Source organism: Xanthomonas sp. LF06-19 (genome assembly GCF_034105425.1).
GTDB classification, from domain to species: Bacteria; Pseudomonadota; Gammaproteobacteria; order Xanthomonadales; family Xanthomonadaceae; genus Xanthomonas_A; species Xanthomonas_A sontii.
This window is the reverse complement of the sequence record NZ_JAXGGH010000011.1, coordinates 1-20,289: the sequence shown is the minus strand read 5'-3', so window position 1 is coordinate 20,289 and position 20,289 is coordinate 1. Positions and strand designations below refer to the sequence as shown.

17 protein-coding genes are annotated in these 20,289 nt (G+C 69.3%); 8 read left to right on the top strand and 9 right to left on the bottom strand.

Features of this window, described 5'->3' with window-relative positions:
• Positions 1–97 precede the first annotated feature (97 nt).
• The 8 genes from SLW55_RS18715 (at position 98) to SLW55_RS18680 (ending at position 7,299) form a co-directional block, all read left to right on the top strand.
• A complete protein-coding gene (locus SLW55_RS18715) occupies positions 98–1,084 on the top strand; it encodes a PhoH family protein (protein WP_150410997.1) in 987 nt (328 codons plus the stop codon).
• Positions 1,081–1,647, top strand: a complete 567-nt coding sequence (locus tag SLW55_RS18710; protein WP_267103465.1) for a hypothetical protein — start codon at positions 1,081–1,083, stop codon at positions 1,645–1,647. The genes SLW55_RS18715 and SLW55_RS18710 overlap by 4 nt, the downstream gene beginning before the upstream one ends.
• A gap of 104 nt (positions 1,648–1,751) precedes the next feature.
• On the top strand, positions 1,752–2,639 hold the full coding sequence (locus SLW55_RS18705; protein WP_267103466.1) for a hypothetical protein: 888 nt from the start codon (positions 1,752–1,754) through the stop codon (positions 2,637–2,639).
• A gap of 53 nt (positions 2,640–2,692) precedes the next feature.
• Complete coding sequence (ybeY, locus tag SLW55_RS18700) at positions 2,693–3,178, top strand: rRNA maturation RNase YbeY (protein WP_017908182.1); 486 nt, start codon at positions 2,693–2,695, stop codon at positions 3,176–3,178.
• A gap of 192 nt (positions 3,179–3,370) precedes the next feature.
• Positions 3,371–3,967, top strand: coding sequence for a hypothetical protein (locus tag SLW55_RS18695; RefSeq protein ID WP_320740892.1), 597 nt, complete (start codon positions 3,371–3,373; stop codon positions 3,965–3,967).
• A 110-nt stretch (positions 3,968–4,077) separates the two neighbouring features.
• Complete coding sequence (locus tag SLW55_RS18690; protein ID WP_026144230.1) at positions 4,078–4,959, top strand: transporter associated domain-containing protein; 882 nt, start codon at positions 4,078–4,080, stop codon at positions 4,957–4,959.
• A complete protein-coding gene (locus SLW55_RS18685; RefSeq protein ID WP_226980552.1) occupies positions 4,956–6,254 on the top strand; it encodes a DUF4105 domain-containing protein in 1,299 nt (432 codons plus the stop codon). Before SLW55_RS18690 ends, SLW55_RS18685 begins: the two co-directional genes overlap by 4 nt.
• A 49-nt stretch (positions 6,255–6,303) precedes the next feature.
• The gene (locus tag SLW55_RS18680) at positions 6,304–7,299 is read left to right on the top strand and encodes a magnesium and cobalt transport protein CorA (RefSeq protein ID WP_017908178.1); all 996 of its coding nucleotides are present in this window, start codon (positions 6,304–6,306) and stop codon (positions 7,297–7,299) included.
• A gap of 173 nt (positions 7,300–7,472) precedes the next feature.
• On the opposite strand, the gene SLW55_RS18675 is transcribed toward SLW55_RS18680, so the two are convergent.
• The 9 genes from SLW55_RS18675 to SLW55_RS18635 all read right to left on the bottom strand — a co-directional run bounded on the left by SLW55_RS18675 (position 7,473) and on the right by SLW55_RS18635 (position 19,759).
• The gene (locus SLW55_RS18675) at positions 7,473–8,837 is read right to left on the bottom strand and encodes an NAD-dependent succinate-semialdehyde dehydrogenase (RefSeq protein WP_295955165.1); all 1,365 of its coding nucleotides are present in this window, start codon (positions 8,835–8,837) and stop codon (positions 7,473–7,475) included.
• 302 nt (positions 8,838–9,139) lie between these two features.
• Entirely contained in the window at positions 9,140–9,991 is an 852-nt protein-coding gene (locus SLW55_RS18670; RefSeq protein ID WP_150410992.1) for an ABC transporter permease subunit, read from the bottom strand.
• Complete coding sequence (locus tag SLW55_RS18665; protein ID WP_267103668.1) at positions 9,988–10,863, bottom strand: ABC transporter permease subunit; 876 nt, start codon at positions 10,861–10,863, stop codon at positions 9,988–9,990. Before SLW55_RS18665 ends, SLW55_RS18670 begins: the two co-directional genes overlap by 4 nt.
• Before the next feature lie 83 nt (positions 10,864–10,946).
• Positions 10,947–12,089: a polyamine ABC transporter ATP-binding protein gene (gene potA / locus SLW55_RS18660; protein WP_017912269.1), complete on the bottom strand. Its 1,143-nt coding sequence runs from the start codon at positions 12,087–12,089 to the stop codon at positions 10,947–10,949.
• Between the two features lie 172 nt (positions 12,090–12,261).
• Entirely contained in the window at positions 12,262–13,764 is a 1,503-nt protein-coding gene (locus SLW55_RS18655) for an efflux transporter outer membrane subunit (protein ID WP_295937872.1), read from the bottom strand.
• A 13-nt stretch (positions 13,765–13,777) separates the two neighbouring features.
• Positions 13,778–15,355: a DHA2 family efflux MFS transporter permease subunit gene (locus tag SLW55_RS18650; protein ID WP_152236415.1), complete on the bottom strand. Its 1,578-nt coding sequence runs from the start codon at positions 15,353–15,355 to the stop codon at positions 13,778–13,780.
• On the bottom strand, positions 15,352–16,620 hold the full coding sequence (locus SLW55_RS18645) for an HlyD family secretion protein (protein ID WP_320745539.1): 1,269 nt from the start codon (positions 16,618–16,620) through the stop codon (positions 15,352–15,354). The genes SLW55_RS18650 and SLW55_RS18645 overlap by 4 nt, the downstream gene beginning before the upstream one ends.
• Positions 16,621–17,181: 561 nt before the next feature.
• Entirely contained in the window at positions 17,182–18,303 is a 1,122-nt protein-coding gene (locus SLW55_RS18640; RefSeq protein ID WP_152236413.1) for a polyamine ABC transporter substrate-binding protein, read from the bottom strand.
• Positions 18,304–18,394: 91 nt separating this feature from the next.
• Positions 18,395–19,759: an aspartate aminotransferase family protein gene (locus SLW55_RS18635; protein WP_320745538.1), complete on the bottom strand. Its 1,365-nt coding sequence runs from the start codon at positions 19,757–19,759 to the stop codon at positions 18,395–18,397.
• Positions 19,760–20,289: the final 530 nt, after the last annotated feature.

The following is a 20,289-nucleotide window of genomic DNA, read 5'->3' as shown; positions in this document are numbered from 1 at the left end:
CGCCGCCGCGCGCCCTTCACTGGCCCGGCTACGCGCCGCGCGCTACCCTTTGCGCCCCTCTTTTTTTCGACGTCGCCGCCGGCGGCGCGCGCCCGCCATGACCACCCCCGCGCAACGCGACTTCACCCTGGATCCCGCCGACACCGAACGCCTGGCCAACCTGGCCGGCCCGTTCGATGCGCACCTGCGGCAGATCGAACTGCGCCTGGGCGTGGAGATCTCCAACCGCGGCAACGTGTACCGGGTGACCGGGCCGGAGCAGGCGGTGGCGGCGGCCGAGCGCCTGCTGCAGGCGCTGTACGCCGAGGCCGACCACGTCGCCTTCGACGACCAGGAAATCCACCTGCGGCTCAACCAGTCCAACGTCGACCAGGTGACGCAGCGCGCGTACCAGCCGCAGGACGTGGCGATCAAGGTCAGGCGCGGCACCGTGCGCGGCCGCGGCGCCAACCAGGCCAAGTACCTGCACCAGATCGCCACCCACGACATCAACTTCGGCATCGGCCCGGCCGGCACCGGCAAGACCTTCCTGGCCGTGGCCAGCGCGGTGGAAGCGCTGAACGAATCGCGGGTACAGCGGCTGATCCTGGTGCGCCCGGCAGTGGAGGCCGGCGAGAAGCTGGGCTTTCTGCCGGGCGACCTCACCCAGAAGGTCGACCCCTACCTGCGCCCGCTGTACGACGCGCTGTACGAGATGCTGGGCGTGGAGAAGGTGGTCAAGCTGCTGGAGAAGAACGTCATCGAGATCGCGCCGCTGGCGTACATGCGCGGACGCACCCTCAACGACGCCTACGTGATCCTGGACGAAGCGCAGAACACCACCATCGAGCAGATGAAGATGTTCCTGACCCGGCTCGGCTTCGGCAGCACCGCCGTGGTCACCGGCGACCTGACCCAGATCGACCTGCCCAAGCACGTCAAGTCCGGCCTGCGCGATGCCGTCGAAGTGCTGCACGAGGTGGACGGAGTCAGCTTCACCTTCTTCGAGGCGCGCGACGTGGTCCGGCATCCGCTGGTGGCGCGCATCGTCAACGCCTACGAGAAGCGCGACGTGGTCGACCGCGCCAGCGGCCCGTCCGCATGATCCGGCCCTGGCCAGGCCTGCTGGCAGCGCTGCTTTGCGTGGCCGGCGGCGCCAACGGCCAGCCGCAGGATCCGCCGCCAGCGCAGGACCCGGCGCCGCAGCGCGTCGCCCTGGCGCAATCGCTGACCGCGCCGTGCGTGTCGATCGTGCAGGACACCGCCAGCATCGGCCTGCAGCGCGATGTGCTCGAGCGCGCCGCGGCGATCGCCCGTACTTCGCCGACTGCGCCGCACGGCAACGAAGCGCAACGCCTGGCCTGGATCGCCGGCACCAGGGCGCAGGCGCTGCTGGATGCGGCCGAAGGCGCCGGCGTGACGCGCGACCGCTTCGGCTGCAATGCGCTGGCCTACACAAAGGTGCCAGCGGACAGTTTCTACCTCGTCGGCCAACTGCTCGAACACGGCCAGGCCTCGGTGTGGCTGCCCACGTCGGGGCGCTTTGCCGCCACGGTGGACATCCGGCGCGACAATCCGCAGTGCCAGCGAGGTCCGATGGGCAGCCTGGCCTACCGCGTCGACGACGAAAAGACCCCGCTGCTGTTCCTGGTCGCATGCGTGACTTGAACCTGCTGCTGCGCGCCTGTCGCGGCACTCCGTAGCGACCGCATGCACCACGCGGCAGTGACCGACGTACACTGCGATGCTGCTGCCGTGCACGGGGAGGTGCCATGTTCCAGCGATCGTCGTCGTTCGCCTGTCTGCTCTGGCCGATCCTGGCCACTTGCGCCGCGCCAGTGGCTGCCGCCACGGCCGCGCCGCCCGCAGCAACACCGGCGCGCCCCTTCGTCGAAACCAGCTACGTGGTCGCTCCCGACACCGTGGGCGACTTCAGCCTGCGCGGCAGCAAGTACGACCCGGCCGCCAAGGCCGCCGGCGCCGGCTTCCTCTACGTGCTGAAAGGTCATCCGGAACTGACCATCAACGTGTTCGTCTATCCCGCCGGACAAAAGGAATCGGCGCGGGCCATCGCCGACGGCATGACGGGCTTCCGCGCCGATCTGGCCGCAGCGGTCTCCGGCGGCACCTACGCGGAACTGCACGAACTGGGCGCGCAACGGTTCGAGCTGGGCATCGTCGTCGAACCGGCGCCGAAGGCCGCCAGCGCCCTGGACAAGGCGCTGGTCGCGGCGATCGCCGAGGCCCAACGTGTGCCCGGAGAAAAGCTGCGGATGGAACTGCGCCTCGACCCGGAGGATGCACCGGCCCGCTCCAACGGCTATCTGTTCTACAAACAGCTCTACTACTTCAAGGTGCGCGTGTCGGCCGCTGCGCAGGACATCGGACCGGATGCCTTCGACACCCTCGCCGACCAGGCGGCGCGCGCGCTCGTGCCCGCCATCCAGGTGACCAATGTCGGCGGCTGCGCGACACCGACCATCCAGATCGACCCGAACGGCAAGCCGGAACAGGCGGCACTGCAACTGGTCCGCCAGAGCACCCTCTACCAGGGCTTCAACTGCAGCAAATCCGCCGCAGACGCTGGCATCGACCGCGCGGCAGGCAATGCCGCCGTGATCGAGATCGCCTACGACGCCGGCGACTGGGCGTCGCCCTGAGCGCGCGTTAGCGCGATACTGTGGCTCCCACCGCAGCACCCGGCCGTTCCGCCATGACCAAAGGTCCCGTCCGCCTCGATGTCGGCGTCAGCTACGCCCTGCCCCGCGCCGGGCTGCCGGCGGCGCCGAGCTTCCGCAAGTGGGTCGCCGCGGCACTGAAGGGCCGCATCCGCGAGGCCGACCTGGCGATCCGTCTGGTCGACGACCGCGAAGGCCGCGCCCTCAACCAGCACTACCGCGGCAAGGACTACGCCACCAACGTGCTCAGCTTCCCGGCCGAACTGCCCGAGGGGTTGCCGAAGGGCGTCAAGCTGCCGCTACTCGGCGATCTCGTGATCTGCGCACCGGTGGTGGCGCGCGAGGCCGCCGAACAGGACAAGCCGCTCAACGCGCACTACGCGCACCTGACCGTGCACGGCGTGCTGCACCTGCTCGGCTGGGACCACGAGGACGACAAGGAAGCCGAGGCGATGGAGCAACTGGAGCGCGAGATCCTGGCCGACCTCGGCGTCTCCGACCCCTACGCCGGCGAGCGTTGATCCGAGATCCCACACCCGCTGTCGCGACCGACCCTCACCCCAACCCCTCTCCCGGGGGGAGAGGGGCTTAATGTGTTCCCCACCATCCCACGCTGGTCAAGCGCGGGCGCCGGCGGTAACGTGGCCGCGCGGCGATCGCCGCAGCCCCGTTTTCCTTCGAGGTTCCGTGCGTTGATCCGTCCCTCGCTCGTCCTGCTCGCGCTCGCCTGTGTCGTCCCCGCCGCTGTCGCCGCGCCTCCCGCACCACCGACTGCAGCGCCTGCCGCCACCGCAACCGCCGATCCGGCCATCGACCTGCCAGCGCTGCTGGAATGCCGCCAGCACGTGGCCGACTTCACTGCACTGGCGCCGCTGCTGGCCGATCCGCTGAAGGCGGTGGCGCACGGCTGGCGGCCGCTGCCGCAGTCCAACCTGTTCATGACCGAGTACGCGCTGACCCGGCCGATCCAGGTGTTCGGCTACAGCAGCGAGCGCATCGCCTTCTCCGGCGCCAGCGTGATGGCGATCCTGGACCTGCCCGACCCGCGGCCGCTGGCCAAGCGCCTGAATCTGGAAGCGGCGGTGGACACCCCGGAGAAGGCCATGTTCGGCCGCGAAGTGCTCAGCCGCGACGTCCACGATCCCAAGACCGGCGAGCCGATGATCGAGTCGATCATCCTCAGCGTGTCCACGGTGAAATCGCACCCCGGCAAGACCCTGGCCGGCTGCAGCTACAGCCTGGACCTGCCCGAGGAGCCGGGCGCGGAACCGGCACCGGACGCGCTGCACACGCCGGCCAAGGGCGGCTGAACCCGCGCCGGCGGGCCGCCGGTACCGGCCGCCGACGTCGCGATGCTGTCGCGAGCGCCCTGCTAGACTTGCGGTTACCGCCCGTTCGACCGGGCGCCTACCCACAGAACATGTCAGAAGACGGACCGAGTAGTACCTCCCCGGAATCCCACGAAAAACGTCGCGGCTGGCTGGAACGCCTGACCTCGGTGTTCTCCGGCGACCCGCACACCCGCGACGATCTGGTCGAGGTGCTGCGCGACGCGCAGCACGACGGCCTGATCGCCGCCGACACGCTGCGCATGATGGAGGGCGCGCTGTCGGTCTCCGAACTCACCGTCGGCGACGTGATGGTCTCGCGCGCGCAGATGGTGTCGCTGCCGGTGGAGTCGCGCTTCCTCGACCTGATGAAGCAGGTGGTCGAATCCGGCCACTCGCGCTTCCCGGTGCATGGCGAGAACAAGGACGACATCCTCGGCATCCTGCTGGCCAAGGATCTGCTGCGCGGCGTGGTCGCCGACCACGGTCCCGGCACGGTGCGCGAACTGCTGCGCCCGGCGGTGCTGATTCCGGAGTCGAAGAAGCTCAACGTGCTGCTCAAGGAGTTCCGGCTCTCGCGCAACCACATGGCGATCGTGGTCGACGAGTACGGCGGCGTGGCCGGGCTGGTGACCATCGAGGACGTGCTGGAGCAGATCGTCGGCGACATCGACGACGAGCACGACGACGCCGAGGACGAGGCCTCGCTGATCGCCGCGCAGGCCGACGGCCAGTACGTGGTGGATGCGCTGACCCCGATCGAGGATTTCAACGAGCGCTTCGGCGCCGACTTCCCCGACGACGACTACGACACCGTCGGTGGATTGGTCACCGAGGCGATCGGCCACCTGCCCGAGACCGGCGAGGAACTGACCCTGGGGCGGTTCGCGTTCCGCGTGGCAAAGGCCGACGCGCGCCGGGTGCAGGCGTTCCACGTCACCATCCTGCCGCCTCCCGCGCAGGACGGGGCTTGAGCACGCACCGCGTGCCGCGCTTGCGCGCGGCCTGCTGGCTGGGAATGCTGCTGGCCCTGTGGACCGGGCTGGCCTTCGCGCAGACCGCGCCTGCGGATCCGGCGGCACCGCCGCCGCTGGCCGCAGCGGCGCCCGCAGCGCCCGACGCGGCTGCGACCACTGCCGCCAGCGCCAGCAGCGACCCCGCACCGCGCATCGGCGTGGCGACGATGCAGCCCGGCGAAGTGTTCTTCGAGCGCTTCGGCCACGACGCCATCGTGGTGCTCGACACGCGCACGGGCCAGGCCACCTCGTACAACTTCGGTTTCTTCGACCCCAGCGAACCGGGCTTCGTCGGCCGCTTCGCCGCCGGCGACATGCGCTACTACCTGGTCGCCCTGCCGCTGCAGGAGGACCTGGAGCAATACCGCGAAGCCGGCCGCGGCGTCGACATCCAGTGGCTGGACCTGGCCCCGGCGCAGGCACGCGCGCTGCAGCAGGCGCTGGCTTGGCGCGCGCGCCCGGAAAACGCGCGCTACCGCTACGACTACTACACCGCCAACTGCGCCACGATGGTCCGCGACGCGCTGGACCGGGCCATGGGCGGCGCGCTGCACGCGCAGCTGTCGGGCCGCTCGCGCGGCAATACCTACCGCAGCGAATCGGTCCGCCTAGCCTCGCCGGCACCGTGGATGTGGCTGGGCTTCGACCTGGGCCTGGGCCCGTACGCCGACAAACCGCTGTCGCGCTGGGAAGAGGCGTTCGTGCCGATGCGCCTGGCCGAGAGCCTGAACGAGGTGCGCAACAGCGAAGGCCGCCCGCTGGTGCAGGCGCGCCAGCAGTTGCTGCCGCAGCGGCTGCCGCCGGAACCGCCGGAACAGCTGCGGCACTGGTGGCCGTGGCTGCTGGTCGGGCTGGTCGCGGCGGCGGGGGTGCTGGCGCTGGGCCGCCGCCCGCGCTGGCTGGCCGCGCTGGCGCTGCCATTCTGGCTGCTATGCGCGCTCGGCGGCACGGTCCTGCTGTACCTGTGGGGCTTCAGCGAGCATCGTGCCGCCTGGGGCAACCGCAACCTGTTGCTGCTGGATCCGCTGTGCCTGCCGCTGCTGTTCGGCGGCATTGCCGTGCTGCGCGGGCGCCGCCCCGGACGCTGGTTCGACGTGCTGCTGTGGCTGGTGGTGGCGCTGGCCGGTGCCGCGCTGCTGATCCACTGGCTGTCGATGCTGCAGCCGCAATTCAACCTGCAATGGATCGCATTGCTGCTGCCGGTGCACGCGGCGCTGGCCTGGGCGCTCACCCGCCCTCGCCCGCAGCCCTGATACCGTCGCGCCACTCGCCACGCGCGCCTCCGCCGAACCCACTCCCGCCATGGCCTCCGCGACCGCCAATCCCGCCTGCGTCATCAACTGCGTGCACTACGACGGCCATGGCCGCCGCCACGACATCGCCCTGGAGCAGATCAGCGACGTGCTGGCCGGCCACGACGACGGCTTCGTCTGGGTCGGCATGTACGAGCCCGGCGACGCGGTACTGCAGCAGCTCAAGGAGGAATTCCAGCTGCACGAACTGGCGATCGAGGACACCCGCAAGGCGCACCAGCGGCCGAAGGTCGAGGCCTTCGGCAACTCGCTTTTCCTGGCGGTGCACACCGCGCAGGTGATCGACGAACGCATCGTCTACGGCGAAACCCACGCCTTCCTCGGCGCGCGCTTCCTGCTGACCGTACGCCACGGCGCCTCGCTGCCCTACGCGCCGGTGCGCGAGCGGCTGGAACGCGAGGCCTCGCTGATGAAACTGGGCCCCTCGTACGCGCTGTACGCGGTGCTGGACTACGTGGTGGACAACTACCAGCCGATCCTCGACGCCTTCCGGCAGAGCCTGGAGCGGCTGGAGGCCGACATCTTCGCCGAGTCGTACCGCCGCGACACCGCGATCCGCCTGTACGAACTCAAGCGCGAACTCAACCAGATGCGCCTGGCGGTGGCGCCGCTGCAGGACGTGCTGGCGCACCTCAAGCGCCACCCCGGCCCGCTGATCGCCGAGGAAGTGCGGCTGTACGTGCGCGACGTGCTCGACCATGCGGTGCGCACCAACGACGCCATCGACACCCTGCGCGAAATGCTGGGCACCGCGCTGAGCGTGAACCTGTCGCTGGTCACCCTGGCCCAGGGCGAGACGGTCAAGCGCCTCGGCGCGTGGGCCGCCCTGCTCGCCGCTCCGACCCTGATCACCAGCTGGTACGGCATGAACTTCAAGCAGATGCCGGAACTGGAATGGCCCTGGGCCTACCCGCTGATGGTCGGTGGCGTCGCCGCGGTATGCGTGGCGCTGTATGTGGCGTTCAAGCGGGCGAGGTGGTTGTGAGCCGCCGCGTCGCGGCGGCGGGAATGGGGAAACGGGAATCGGGAATGGACAGCGCGCCGCTCACGTGAGGCAGTGCTGTAACCATCGGCGTGCAGCAATCATCCGTGACAGACGGCGCCCATCGGGCGCCGCCGCTTTTCCCATTCCCCATTCCCTACTCCCAATTCCCTGCCTTACGCCACATACACCGACTTGATGTTCATGAACTCATGGATGCCATGCTCGGCCAGTTCGCGGCCGAAGCCGGAGCGCTTGATGCCGCCGAACGGCAGGCGCACGTCGCTCTTGACGATGGCGTTGACGAAGGCGGCGCCACATTGCAGCTGGCAGGCCACGCGCTCGCCGCGGGCGCGGTCACGGGTCCAGACGCTGCCGCCCAGGCCGAAGGTGGTGTCGTTGGCCACGCGCACGGCTTCGGCTTCGTCGGCCACGCGCAGGATCGCCGCGACCGGGCCGAACAGTTCTTCGTCGTAGGCCGGCATGCCCGGCGTCACGCGGTCGAGGATCGACGCCGGATAGCCGGCGTGGCTGCCGCGCTCGGGTTCGCAACCGAGCAATGGCTTTGCGCCCTTGGCGATGCTGGCCTGCACCTGCTTGTGCAGTTCGTCGCGCAGGTCCTGGCGCGCCATCGGCGCCAGCGTGGTCGCCTCGTCCTGCGGGTCGCCGAGGCGACGCTCGGCCGCGGCGGCGGCGAAGCGGCTTACGAATTCGTCGGCGATCGCCTCCACCACCACGAAACGCTTGGCCGCGATGCAGGTCTGCCCGGCGTTGTCGAAGCGCGACTTCACCGCCGCGGCGACGGTAGCGTCCAGGTCGGCGTCGTCCAGCACCACGAAGGCGTCGCTGCCGCCCAGTTCCATCACGCACTTCTTCAGCTGCCCACCGGCGTTGGCGGCGATGGAGCGGCCGGCGCGCTCGCTGCCGGTCAGGGTGACCGCGGCCACGCGCGCATCGCGCAGCACCTCGGCGGCCTGGTCGTTGTCGATGTGCAGCACGTCGAACACCCCGTCCGGCACGCCGGCATCGGCCAGCACCTTGCGGATGGCGTCGGCGCAGCGCGGCACGTTGCTGGCGTGCTTGAGCAGGGCGACGTTGCCGGCCATCAGCGCCGGCGCCAGGAAGCGGAACACCTGCCAGATCGGGAAGTTCCACGGCATCACCGCCAGCACGCAGCCCAGCGGTTCGTAGCGCACGTAGCTGCGCTGCGCATCGGTGACCACCGCCTGCTCGCGCAGGTACTCGGCCGCGTGCTCGGCGTAGTAGTCGCAGGCCGCGGCGCACTTGTCGAGTTCGGCCAGGGCCTCCTTGCGCAGCTTGCCCATTTCCGCGGTCATCACCCGCTGGATCGCGTCGCGCTGTTCGCGCAGTTGCGCACCGACCTTGCGCAGCAGCGCGCCGCGCTGCTCCAGCGGCGTCGCCGCCCAGCCCGGAAACGCCTGCGCCGCAGCGGCCAGGCGCTGTTCGACGGCGGCGGCATCCATCAGCTCAAGACTGTATTCGACCTGGCCGTTGGCCGGATTGACGGTGTCGTAAGGCATCGCGCGGACTCCTGGAAAAGTGTCCGGCCAGCCTAGCGCCGTGGACGTTGCGGCGACGTGGCGATGCCAGAGAGCGCGATGGCTCACAGTGTTCCGCGTGGCCTGTATGAGTCGACTGTCATGCAGCAGCCAGGAGCGACGCTCCGTGCTTTCCGATGGCGCAATGCGTCGGGACTGAAGTCCCTCCCACAGTGCACCAGGCAAGCTCGCCGCAAGATCCCGTGGGAGCTGCTTAAGCCGCGACAGGCCTTACCGGCAATGCGTGTCGCGGCTGACGCCGCTCCACGGAAAAGCAGCGCACATCATCCCCCCTGCTGTTGCGCCAACTGCATGTCGCGCTGGCGGCGCTTCTCGCTGCGCGCCATCAGCCACCAGCCAACAAACGCGGCGATCGAGACCGCCAGCACCATCAGCGTGGCCAGCGCGTTGATCTTGGGCTTCAGGCCCATGCGCACCGAGGAGAACACGGTCATCGGCAGCGTGGTCGAATCCGGGCCGGCGACGAAGTTGGCGATCACCACGTCGTCCAGCGACAGGGTGAACGCCAGCAGCCAGCCCGACACCAGCGCCGGGGCGATGATCGGCACGGTGATCAGGAAGAACACCTTGAGCCGGTTGGCGCCAAGGTCCATCGCCGCCTCTTCCAGCGAGCGGTCCAGTTCCTGCAGGCGCGAGGACACCACCACGGTGACGAAGGACAGGGTGAAGGTGACATGCGCGGCCCAGATCGCCATCACCCCCTTGGGCGGGATGCCGAGCACGCCGCCCATCGATACCAGCATCATCATGATCGACAGGCCGATGATCACCTCCGGCATCACCAGCGGCGCGGTCACCAGCGCGCCGAACAGGCTCTTGCTGGGGAAGCGGCGGAAGCGGGTCATCGCCATCGCCGCCAGCGTGCCGAGCACCATCGACGCGGTGGCGGTCCAGAACGCCACCTTCAGGCTGATCCACGCCGCCTGCAGGATCTGCCGGTCGCGCAGCAGTTCGCCGTACCACTTGGTGGAGAAGCCGGCCCACACCGTCGCCAGCTTGGAGGCGTTGAACGAATACACCATCAACAGCAGGATCGGCAGGTACAGGAAGGCGAAGCCGGCGCCCAGCACCGTCCAGCGCAATACCCTGCCCATGCCGCCGCGCGCGCCGCTCATGCCTGACCGCCTTCGAGCTGGCGCTGCTGGTAGCGGTTGAAGATCAGGATCGGCACCATCAGCAGCGCCAGCATCGCGATCGCCACCGCCGAGGCGGTCGGCCAGTCGCGGTTGTTGAAGAACTCGCCCCACAGCACCCGGCCGATCATCAGCGTGTCCGGGCCGCCGAGCATCTCCGGGATCACGAACTCGCCCACCGCCGGGATCATCACCAGCATGCAGCCGGCGACGATGCCCGGCCGCGACAGCGGCAGGGTCACGGTCAGGAACGCCTTCCACGGCGGCGCGCCGAGATCGTAGGCGGCCTCGAGCAGGCGCTGGTCGAGCTTGACCAGGGTCGCGTACAGCGGCAGCACCATGAACGGCAGATAGCAGTAGACGATGCCGATGTAGGCGGCAACCGGGGTGTAGAGGATGTGCAGCGGCGCATCGATCAGGCCCAGCGCCAGCAGCGCCCGGTTGAGCACGCCGTTGCTGTCGAGGATGCCGATCCAGGCGTAGACGCGGATCAGGAACGAGGTCCACGACGGCAGCACCACCAGCATCATCGCGATGTTGCGCGCCGACGGCGACAGCCGCGCGATCGCGTAGGCCATCGGGTAGCCGATCAGCAGGGTCAGCACGGTGGAGATGCCGGCGATCTTGATCGAGCCCCAGTAGGCCTCGATGTACTGGTGGTCGCGCAGCAGCGCCAGGTAGTTCTGCAGGGTCAGCTTCAGCGTCAGCACGCCATCGCGGACTTCGAGCAGTTCGCTGTACGGCGGGCTGCGGATGGCCTGCTCGGCGAAGGAGATGCGCAGCACGATCAGGAAGGGGATCGCGAAGAACAGCAGCAACCACAGGTACGGCGCGGCGATCACCAGCCAGCGCATGGCCGGCAGCGAGTGCAGGCGCAGGCGCTGCCGCAGGCGCAGCCGCGGCGTCGGCTCGGGCGGCACCGGGACGACGGGCGCGCTCATGCGGTCAGCACCACGCCGTCGTTGTCGTCCCACGACACCCACACCGTGTCGCCCCAGGTCATGCCTTCGCTGTCCCAGCGCTTCTGGTTGGCGAAGTTGGATTGCACGCGGATGCCGCTGGGCAGGCGCACGTGGAAGATCGAGTGGCTGCCGAAATAGGCGATGTCCTCGATGGTGCCGCGCGCCTTGTTGTAGGTCTGCTCCGGTTCGCCCTTGGTGATCCAGACCTTTTCCGGACGCACCGCGAACGCCACCTCCTGCCCTTCCACGCCGGTGATGCCGTGGCTGATGTAGATCGGCACCGGGAACTGCGGGCAGAGCACGGTCACGTGGTCGGGATGGTCCTCGCCGATGCGGCCCTCGAACATGTTCACCGAGCCGATGAACTCGGCGACGAAACGGCTATTCGGCGACTCGTAGATGTCGCCCGGCGTGCCGACCTGGCGGATGCGGCCCTGCTCCATCAGCGCGATGCGCGTGGCCATGGTCATCGCCTCCTCCTGGTCGTGGGTGACCATCACGCAGGTCACCCCCGAGGTCTCGATGATCGAGACCAGTTCCAGCTGCATCTGCGAGCGCAGCTTCTTGTCCAGCGCGCCCATCGGCTCGTCCAGCAGCAGCAGTTTCGGCCGCTTGGCCAGCGAGCGCGCCAGCGCCACGCGCTGCTGCTGGCCGCCGGAGAGCTGGTGCGGCTTGCGCTTGCCGAGCGTGCCCAGCCGCACCAGCTCCAGCATCTCGCCGACACGGCTGGCGATGGCGCTGCGCGACAGGCCGTCCTGCTTCAGCCCGAAGGCGATGTTCTGCTCCACGCTCATGTGCGGGAACAGCGCGTAGGACTGGAACATCATGTTGAGCGGGCGCTGGTACGGCGGCAGCCCATCCAGCGGCTGGCCGTCGAGCACGATGCGGCCGCGGCTGGGCTGCTCGAACCCGCCCAGGCAGCGCAGCAGCGTCGACTTGCCGCTGCCGGAACCGCCGAGCAGCGCGAAGATCTCGCCCTGGCCGATGTCCAGATCGATGTCGTCCAGCGCGACGAACCCGTCGAATTCCTTGCGCAGGCCGGCGATGGACACATAGCCGGCGCCCTTGGCCGGCGGCGGTGCCGGCAGATGGTCGGTTCTCGCTTCGCTCAACGCCATCGGTGATTCCCCGTGAAGCACGCCGTCGTGCGGAGCGCCGCTGCGGCGGCGACCGCGGCGCGGTGAGCCTCAGTGTAGCCGTGGGCACCGCGTCGGCGATACCGCGGCGGCCACGCCGCGCGGCGGCGCGGGATTCGGGAGTCGGGATTGGGGATTCGCAGAAGCGGCGCGCTTACTGCGCCGTGGCTGGCGCTGGCGCGGACGCCGATGCCTGCGGTTCTCCCCAGCCCAGGCCCAGGCTCTTCTGCAGGGCCACGTAGCGCAGCAGCACCTGGGTATGCGCCTGCAGCGCACTGTCCTGGGCGGAGGCCTGCTGGCGCTGCACATCCAGCGCATCGATCAGCGACGAGGCGCCGGCGGCATAGCGTTGCTGCAGCAACGCAGCGGAACGATCGGCCGAGGCGGCGGCCTTGTCCGCGGCCAGCGCCTGCTGGCGCGCGGCGCCGAACCGCGCCAGGGCGCCGTTGGCATCCTGCAGCGCGGCCAGCACCGTGCCTTCGTAGGCGGCCAGCCGCGCGGCGTTGCCGGCGCGGGCCTGCTCGACCTTGGCGCGGGTGCCGCCGAAATCGAAGATCGACCAGCGCAGGAACGGCGCCACCACGCTGTTGACGGCGTCGCGACCGAGATCGCCCGGCGAGGTCGCGGCCATGCCGATGTTGCCCAGCAGCGTGACCTGCGGGAAGTACGCGGTCAGCGCTTCGCCGATCTTCGCCGACGAGGCGGCCAGCTGGCGCTCGGCGCGGCGCACGTCCGGGCGCCGGCGGATCAGCGCGCCGGCGTCGTCCACCGGCACCGTCGCCGGCAGCGTCGGCAACGGCCGGTCGGCGGCCAGTTCGGCATCGAGCGCGCCGGGCTCGCGGCCGATCATCAGCGCCAACTGGTCCAGCGCCACCTGCGCCTGCGCCTGCAGGTCCGGGAGTACCGCTTCCTGTTGCTGCAGTTGCGCCTGCGCGCGTTCCACCTGCAGGTCGGCGTCGGCGCCGCGCTCGCGGCGCTGCCGGGTCAGCTGCAGGGTCTGCCGGGCAGCCTCCAGGTTGCGCTGGGCCACGGCCATGCGCGCACGCGTGCTGCGGTAGCCCAGGTAGGCCTGCCCCACTTCGGCGGCAATCTGCACCTGGGTGTCGGCGAGGTCGGCCTCGTCGGCCTGGGCATCGGCCAGTGCGCCCTCGCTGGCGCGGCGGCGGCGGCCGAAGAAATCCAGTTCCCAGCTGGCATCGATGCCGACGCTGTAGAGCTGCGCGCGCGGATCGATCTCCACCGGCTGGCCGGTGCCGGCGGCGATGCTGCCCAGGCGGTCGGTCAGCGCATCCGGCGCGCGCGCGTTGAGATAGGCCGCGTTGGCGCCAACGCTGGGCAACTGCTCGGCGTGGCGCTGGTCGACCAGCGCGCGCGAGGCGCGCAGGCGCGCCTGCGCCACCCGCAGGTTGGGGCTGTGCTGCAGGGCCTGCTCGACCAGCATGGTCAATTGCGGATCCTGCAGGGTGTCCCACCAGCGCTGCGGCGGCGGTGCCGGCACCACGCCGGCGGCCGCGGCCGTGGCATCGGCGCGGTGCAGCCGCGGCTGCGCCAGCGCCGCCTCGGCCACCGGCGGCGGCTTCACGTAGTCCGGGCCGAGCATGCAGGCCGACAGCAGCGAGGGCAGCGCGGCGGCGACGAGAACGCGGGAGAAACGCAGGGCCATGGAATCCTCAATGCATCGCGAGCGGAGCGCCGCCCTTGGGCAGCGGCTTGAGCAGGAACGCCAGCGGGATCGTGCAGACCACGATCACCCCGAAGATCCAGAACAGATCGTTGTAGGTCATCACCAGGGCCTGCTGCTGCACCAGCCGCGCCAGTTGCGCCAGCGACTGCATCGCCGCGCCGGCGCCGGACACCGACTGCAGTTGCGCGGCGATGCCGTGCAGGTAGTCCTGCGCCAGCGGCGAATTGGCGGTGGTGCCGCTGCCGAGCATCTGCGTATGGAACACCATGCGCCGCTCCTGGAAGGTGGAGATCAGCGCCAGGCCGATCGAGCCGCCCATGTTGCGCGCGGCATTGAACAGGCCCGAGGCGTCGCCGGCCAGGTCCGGCGGCACCGAGGAGATCGCCGCCTGGTTGAGCGACATCATCGCCAGCGCCAGCCCGCAGCCCTGCAGCAGCTGCCCGGCGACGAAATGCATGCCGACCGACTCGGCGGTGAGGTGCATGTTGACGAAGCAGGCCGCGGCGAAGCAGCTCAACCCGCCGAGCACCAGCACGCGCACATCCACCGTGGTCAGCAGCTTGGGCATCATCGGCATCAGCAGCACCGTGGGGACGCCCGACAGCAGCACCACGTAGCCGGACTGCTCGGTGTTGTAGCCGGAGATCACCGCCAGGAACTGCGGGATCATGTACATGACCCCGAACAGGATCATGCCTACCGCCATCACCATCACGAACACCGCGCCGAAACTGCGCTGCAGCAGGATCGACAGGCGGATCACCGGCTGCCGGCTGAGGAATTGCGAGCCCACCAGGGCGATGAAGCCGACCAGCGACACCACGCTCAGCAGCACGATCTCGGTGGATTCGAACCAGCGCTCGCGCTGGCCTTCTTCCAGCACCACGGTGAGCGCGCCCAGTCCGGCGGTCAGGCCGAAGATGCCGAGCCAGTCGGCGTCGAGCAGACCGCGCAGATACATGCGCTCGTGCGGCAGCCCGAGCAGCAGCAGCGCCACCAGGCCGGCACAGACCGGCACGTTGAGGAAGAACGCGTAGTGCCAGCTCACGTTCTCGGTGAGCCAGCCGCCCAGCAGCGGCCCGATCACCGGGCCCAGGATCACGGTCATGCCGAACAGCGCCGTGCCCAGAGTCTGCTGCGCCGGCGGCAGGCGCGTGGCGACGATGGTCAGCGCGGTGGGGATCAGCGCGCCGCCGGCGAAGCCCTGGCCGACCCGGCCGAGGATCATCATGGTCAGGCTGCTGGACAGCCCGCACACCACCGAGAAGAAGGTGAACAGCAGCGCGCAGATCAGCAGGAAGTTGCGCAGCCCCAGGGTGCGCACGAACCAGCCGGTCAGCGGGATCATCACGATCTCGGCGACCAGGTAGGAGGTCGAGATCCAGGTGCCTTCGGTGCCGCTGGCCCCGACCTCGCCCTGGATGGTCGGCAGTGCGGCGTTGACGATGGAGATGTCCAGCGTCGCCATGAACGAACCGATGGTGCCGGCGGCCACCGCCAGCCAGGCCCCGGTGTCGGCCTTGCCCGGCGCCTGCGCGCCAGCCGCCGCGGCCGCTTCGCTCACGGGGTGCGCCCGCGCGGGGCGACCGCATCCTGGCCCTGCGCGTCCTCTTCCTCCACGCGCTCCTTGGCATCCTTGGCGCTGCGCGTATCGACGGTCACCGTCACCGACATGCCCGGCACCAGCACCTTGCGCGCCTCGGCGCCGGCCTTGAGGCGGATCCGCACCGGCACCCGCTGCACCACCTTGGTGAAGTTGCCGGTGGCGTTCTCCGGCGGCAGCAGCGCGAACTGAGACCCGGTGCCCGGGGCGATGCTCTCGACCACGCCGTCCAGTTCCACCCCGGACAGCGCATCGACCTCGATCCGCGCCGGCTGCCCCGGCCGCATCAGCCCGACCTGGGTTTCCTTGAAGTTGGCGCTCAGGTACAGCGCGTCCACCGGCACCACGCTCATCAACCGGGTGCCGGCCGCGACGAACTGGCCGACCTGCACGGTCTTGTCGCCGATGCGGCCGGCGATGCGCGCGGTCAGGCGGGTGTCCTCCACCGCCACTTCCGCCTGCGCGGCGTCGGCCTGCGCCTGCACCAGTCCAGCACGGGCCTGGTCGAGCTTGGCGCTGGTGCCCTGCACCTGGCTCTCCGCAGCGACGACCTGGGCCTTGGCCGCGTCGAACTGCGCCTGCGCGCGATCGCGGTCGTGGAGGATGCTTTCGTAATGTTCGTGGGTGTCGGCGCCGGAGGCGGCCAACGGCCCGAAGCGCTTGGCCTCGCCCTGGGCGAAGCGCAGGCTGGCGGCGGCGGCAGTGACCTGGGTGCGCGCCTGCAGCAGGCTGGCGCGCTGCGCCTGCAGCCCGGCCTCGGCGGCGGCGATGTCGGCCTGGCGCACCGCGATCGCCGCCTGCGCCTGCTCCAGGGTGGCGCGGTAGGTGCGCGGGTCGATCTCCAGCAGCGGCTGCCCGGCGGCCACGCTCTGGTTGTCGCGCACATACACCGCGGTCACGTAGCCGTTGACCCGCGGCGCCACCGCCACCGTATCGGCCTGCAGATAGGCGTTGTTGGTCTCCTGCAGGTAGCGGCCGGTGGTGAGGTAATAGATCAGCCACACTACCAGGCCGATCACCACCAGCAGGCCGATCAGCAGCAGGGTCCATTTGACCTTGGGGTTCTTCAGCGGCGACGGCGTGTCGGACTTGCCGTCGTCGTCTTGGCCCTTGCCGTCATGGCCCGTGTCGTCCCGGGGCGAGCCGGACTGGCCCTGGCCGGCGTGGGCATCGCGCGCGGCGGCCTGCCGCGGCGCCTGTGAGGAGTCTGGGTCGTGGTTGCTCAAGTCGCTGATTCCTGGGGAGAGGAAGAACGTCGCCGGGTCGGAACGGCGACGCCACCAAACGGTAGCGTACGCCAGCCGGCGCATTATTTGTACCGGTGAGTACAGAGTGCGTGAGCGCGGCGTGGCGGTGGCGCTGCGGCGTCGCCGCGATGGCGGACGCTGTGCGGCGCCCGACCCGGCCGCTTGGCCGAGGGAGCGATGTCCCCGGTCTCTCATCCCGATGGGGGGAGCGATGTGTCGGGGGCGACCTTCACTCGCGCGACGAGGTGCTATCGGGACGGCCCGTCGCGGCTGAAGCCGCTCCTGCGGGAGAGGGTGTTGCCGACTCCGATCTCAACCGGGAGAGCGTGCCGGCGCGGTGCCTGCGTGCACCCGCAAAGAGGTAAGAGCGGCTTCAGCCGCGGCGGGCGAAGACGCGATGCGTCCCAGGCAGCATCGCGTCGGGACTGAAGTCCCTCCCACAACAGCCGCTTACGCTCACCCTGGCCGCTCGGGCAAGCGCAGCGCGATAGCGGTCCTGGGCAACCGGCAAAGCCTTACCCGGACCGCAACGCCACCGGCTCAACGGCCGGTCTTGATCTCCGTCCACAGGCGGGTGTACAGCTTGTCAACTTCGGGCGGGTTGATCGAATAGGTGAACATCTTCGCGGCCACGTCCGGCGGCGGATAGATGGTGGGATCGTTGCGGATCGCCGCGTCCACCAGCGGGGTCGCCTGCGGCACCGGGTTGGCGTAGTGGATGAAGTCGGTATTGGCCGCGGCCACCTTGGGCGTCAGCAGGTAGTTGATGAACGCGTAGGCGTTCTCCGGATGCTTGGCGTCCTTGGGAATGGCCAGCATGTCGAACCACTGCGGCGCGCCTTCCTTGGGAATCGAATAGGCCACGTGCACGCCGTTCTTGGCTTCCTCGGCGCGGTCGCGCGCCTGGATGATGTCGCCGGACCAGCCCACCGCCAGGCAGGTACTGCCGTTGGCCAGCGAGGTCACGTACTGCGAGGAGTGGAAGTTCTGCACGTACGGGCGGATGCGCTTGATCAGCGCCGCGGCCTGCTCGATCTTGGCCGGGTCGGTGCTGTGCGGATCCTCGCCCAGGTAGTGCAGCGCGATCGGGATCAGGTCCGAGGGCGTATCCAGCAGGGTCACGCCGCAGTCCTTGAGCTTGGACAGGTTCTCCGGCTTGAACACCAGGTCCCAGCTGTTGGCGATGTCGGTGCTGCCGAACGCGGCCTTGACCTTGTCCACGTTGTAGCCGATGCCGGTGGTGCCGACCATGTACGGCACGCCGTACTTGTTGCCCGGATCCTGCTGCGCGATGCGCTGCATGATCTGCGGATCGAGATTGGCCAGGTTCGGGATCTTGCTCTTGTCCAGCGGCAGGAACACGCCGGCCTGGATCTGCCGGCCGAAGAAGTTCAGCGTCGGCACCACCACGTCGTAGCCGCTGCCGCCGGCCAGCAGCTTGGTCTCCACCATCTCGTCGCTGTCGAAGACGTCGTAGGTGACCTTGATCCCGCTCTGCTTCTCGAAGTCGGGAATCGTGTTCTCGGCGATGTAGTCCGAGTAGTTGTACACGTTGAGCACCTTCGCCTCGCCCTGCCCTGCCTTGTCCGCATCGCCGCCGGAGCCGCCGCAGCCGGCGAGCAGCGCCGTGGCCAGGGAAAGAGTGAGCAGTCGCAAGGTCATGGCAGGTCTCCGCAGGTCCATGGGCAAGAGGGGGAAGATCGGCGCCGCGCGCCGGATCCGGGGTGGACGTTCCAGACTACCCAGCGCCGGGCTATTTGCCCAGCGCCTGGGCCGTATCCTCCAGCGCCAGCCAGGCCTTGTCGAACAGTTCGTCGACCTGGGCACGGCTGAGGATCAGCGGCGGCGACAGCAGCATCGCGTCGTTGGTGGCGCGCAGGATCAGGCCGCGGCGCAGCGCATTGTCGCGGCACAATGCGCCGACCTTGCCGCGCTCGGGGAAGTACTGCCGGCGCGGCTTGTCCGGCACCAGTTCCAGCGCGCCGATCATGCCGACGATGCGCGCCTCGCCCACCAGCCGGTGCTCGCCCAGCTCGGCCCAGCGTTGCGCCAGGTACGGCGCGATCTCGTTGCGCGCGCGTTCGACGATGCCCTCTTCCTGCAGCAGGCGCAGGTTCTCCAGCGCCACCGCCGCGCACACCGGGTGCCCGGAATAGGTGCAGCCATGCGCCAACTCGCCGCCCTGCTCCTTCAGCACCGTGGCCACGCGCGTGCCGAACATCGCCGCGCCGAGCGGGATGTAGCCGGAGGTGATGCCCTTGGCGATGGTCATCACGTCCGGCTGGAAGCCGAAGTGTTGCGACCCGAACCATTCGCCGGTGCGGCCGAAGCCGCAGATCACCTCGTCGGCGACCAGCAGCACGTCGTAGCGGCGGCAGATGCGCTCGATCTCCGGCCAGTAGCTGCGCGGCGGAATGTACACGCCGATCGCGCCCATGATCGGCTCGCCGATGAACGCGGCCACCCGCTCCGGCCCCAGTTCCAGGATCTTGTCCTCCAGCCGCCGCGCGGCGAGCAGCCCGTATTCCTCCGGATCCATGTCGCCGCCGTCACCGAACCAGTACGGCGGATCGATGTGGTGGATGTCGGGGATCGGCAGGCCGCCCTGGCGGTGCATGCCCTTCATCCCGCCGAGGCTGGCGCCGGCCATGGTGGTGCCGTGGTAGCCGTCGTGGCGACCGATGAAGATGGTCTTCTGCGGCTGGTGCTGCACGGCCCAGAAGTGCCGCACCAGGCGCAGGATGGTGTCGTTGGCCTCGGAGCCGGAATTGGTGAAGAAGGCATGATCGAGGTCGCCCGGCGCCAGTTCGGCGAGCTTGGCGGCCAGGCGGATGGTGGGTTCGGTGGTGCACTGGAAGAAGCTGTTGTAGTACGCCAGCTGTTCCATCTGCCGCGCGGCGGCCTGGCCGAGTTCCTTGCGCCCGTAGCCGACGTTGACGCACCACAGGCCGGCGAAGGCGTCCAGCAACTGGTTGCCGTCGGCATCCCAGACGTACGCGCCATCGCCGCGGGTGAGGATGCGGGTGCCTTTCTGCGCCAGGGCGCCGTTGTCGTTGAACGGGTGCAGGTGGTGCGCGGCATCCAGGTCCTGCAGGGCGCGCGTGTCGATCCGGTCCATATCCACTCCAATGTCGGTACCAAGGCCGCAACGCGGCCAGGCTTTGCTGTTGCTGTTGCTGTTGCTGTTGCTGTTGCTGTTGCGCTTGCTGTTGCTGCCCTTGCCTTTGCCTTTGCTTTTGCCGTTGCTTTTGCTTTAACGGGTTCCCTTCCGAAGCGGCGGCCGGCCCGGGGAAAAACCCCGAAGGGGCGGCGCACATGGACGTGCGCCGTTCGCGGCAGGGGCAGGATGCCCCTTCCGCGAATCCCCGGGTTGGACGCGGACCCGGAGCGCGTTAGCGCGGAGGGCGCGAGGCAGGGTGTGCTTTCTTTTGGTTACTTTTCTTTGCACAAGCAAAGAAAAGTGACTCGCCGCCAGGCGAAAGCTTTGCTCTTGAAGATGCTCCCGCCGTGGCTGAACTGTAGGAGCGGCGTCAGCCGCGACCGAGGCGATCAGCCGTGTCTGTCGCGGCTGACGCCGCTCCTACAGTTCTTCTCGTCTGACACTCAAGCTTGAAGCAACAGCAAAAGCTTTAAAGGCTTTCGCCCTTT

Excerpts from the sequence above, each read along its gene's own strand:
- SLW55_RS18715 (WP_150410997.1), top strand. The coding sequence starts at position 98 with ATGACCACCCCCGCGCAACGCGACTTCACCCTGGATCCCGCCGACACC.
- SLW55_RS18710 (WP_267103465.1), top strand. The coding sequence starts at position 1,081 with ATGATCCGGCCCTGGCCAGGCCTGCTGGCAGCGCTGCTTTGCGTGGCC.
- SLW55_RS18705 (WP_267103466.1), top strand. The coding sequence starts at position 1,752 with ATGTTCCAGCGATCGTCGTCGTTCGCCTGTCTGCTCTGGCCGATCCTG.
- ybeY (WP_017908182.1), top strand. The coding sequence starts at position 2,693 with ATGACCAAAGGTCCCGTCCGCCTCGATGTCGGCGTCAGCTACGCCCTG.
- SLW55_RS18690 (WP_026144230.1), top strand. The coding sequence starts at position 4,078 with ATGTCAGAAGACGGACCGAGTAGTACCTCCCCGGAATCCCACGAAAAA.
- SLW55_RS18680 (WP_017908178.1), top strand. The coding sequence starts at position 6,304 with ATGGCCTCCGCGACCGCCAATCCCGCCTGCGTCATCAACTGCGTGCAC.
- SLW55_RS18675 (WP_295955165.1), bottom strand. The coding sequence starts at position 8,837 with ATGCCTTACGACACCGTCAATCCGGCCAACGGCCAGGTCGAATACAGT.
- SLW55_RS18670 (WP_150410992.1), bottom strand. The coding sequence starts at position 9,991 with ATGAGCGGCGCGCGCGGCGGCATGGGCAGGGTATTGCGCTGGACGGTG.
- SLW55_RS18665 (WP_267103668.1), bottom strand. The coding sequence starts at position 10,863 with ATGCGCTGGCTGGTGATCGCCGCGCCGTACCTGTGGTTGCTGCTGTTC.
- potA (WP_017912269.1), bottom strand. The coding sequence starts at position 12,089 with ATGGCGTTGAGCGAAGCGAGAACCGACCATCTGCCGGCACCGCCGCCG.
- SLW55_RS18640 (WP_152236413.1), bottom strand. The coding sequence starts at position 18,303 with ATGACCTTGCGACTGCTCACTCTTTCCCTGGCCACGGCGCTGCTCGCC.
- SLW55_RS18635 (WP_320745538.1), bottom strand. The coding sequence starts at position 19,759 with ATGGACCGGATCGACACGCGCGCCCTGCAGGACCTGGATGCCGCGCAC.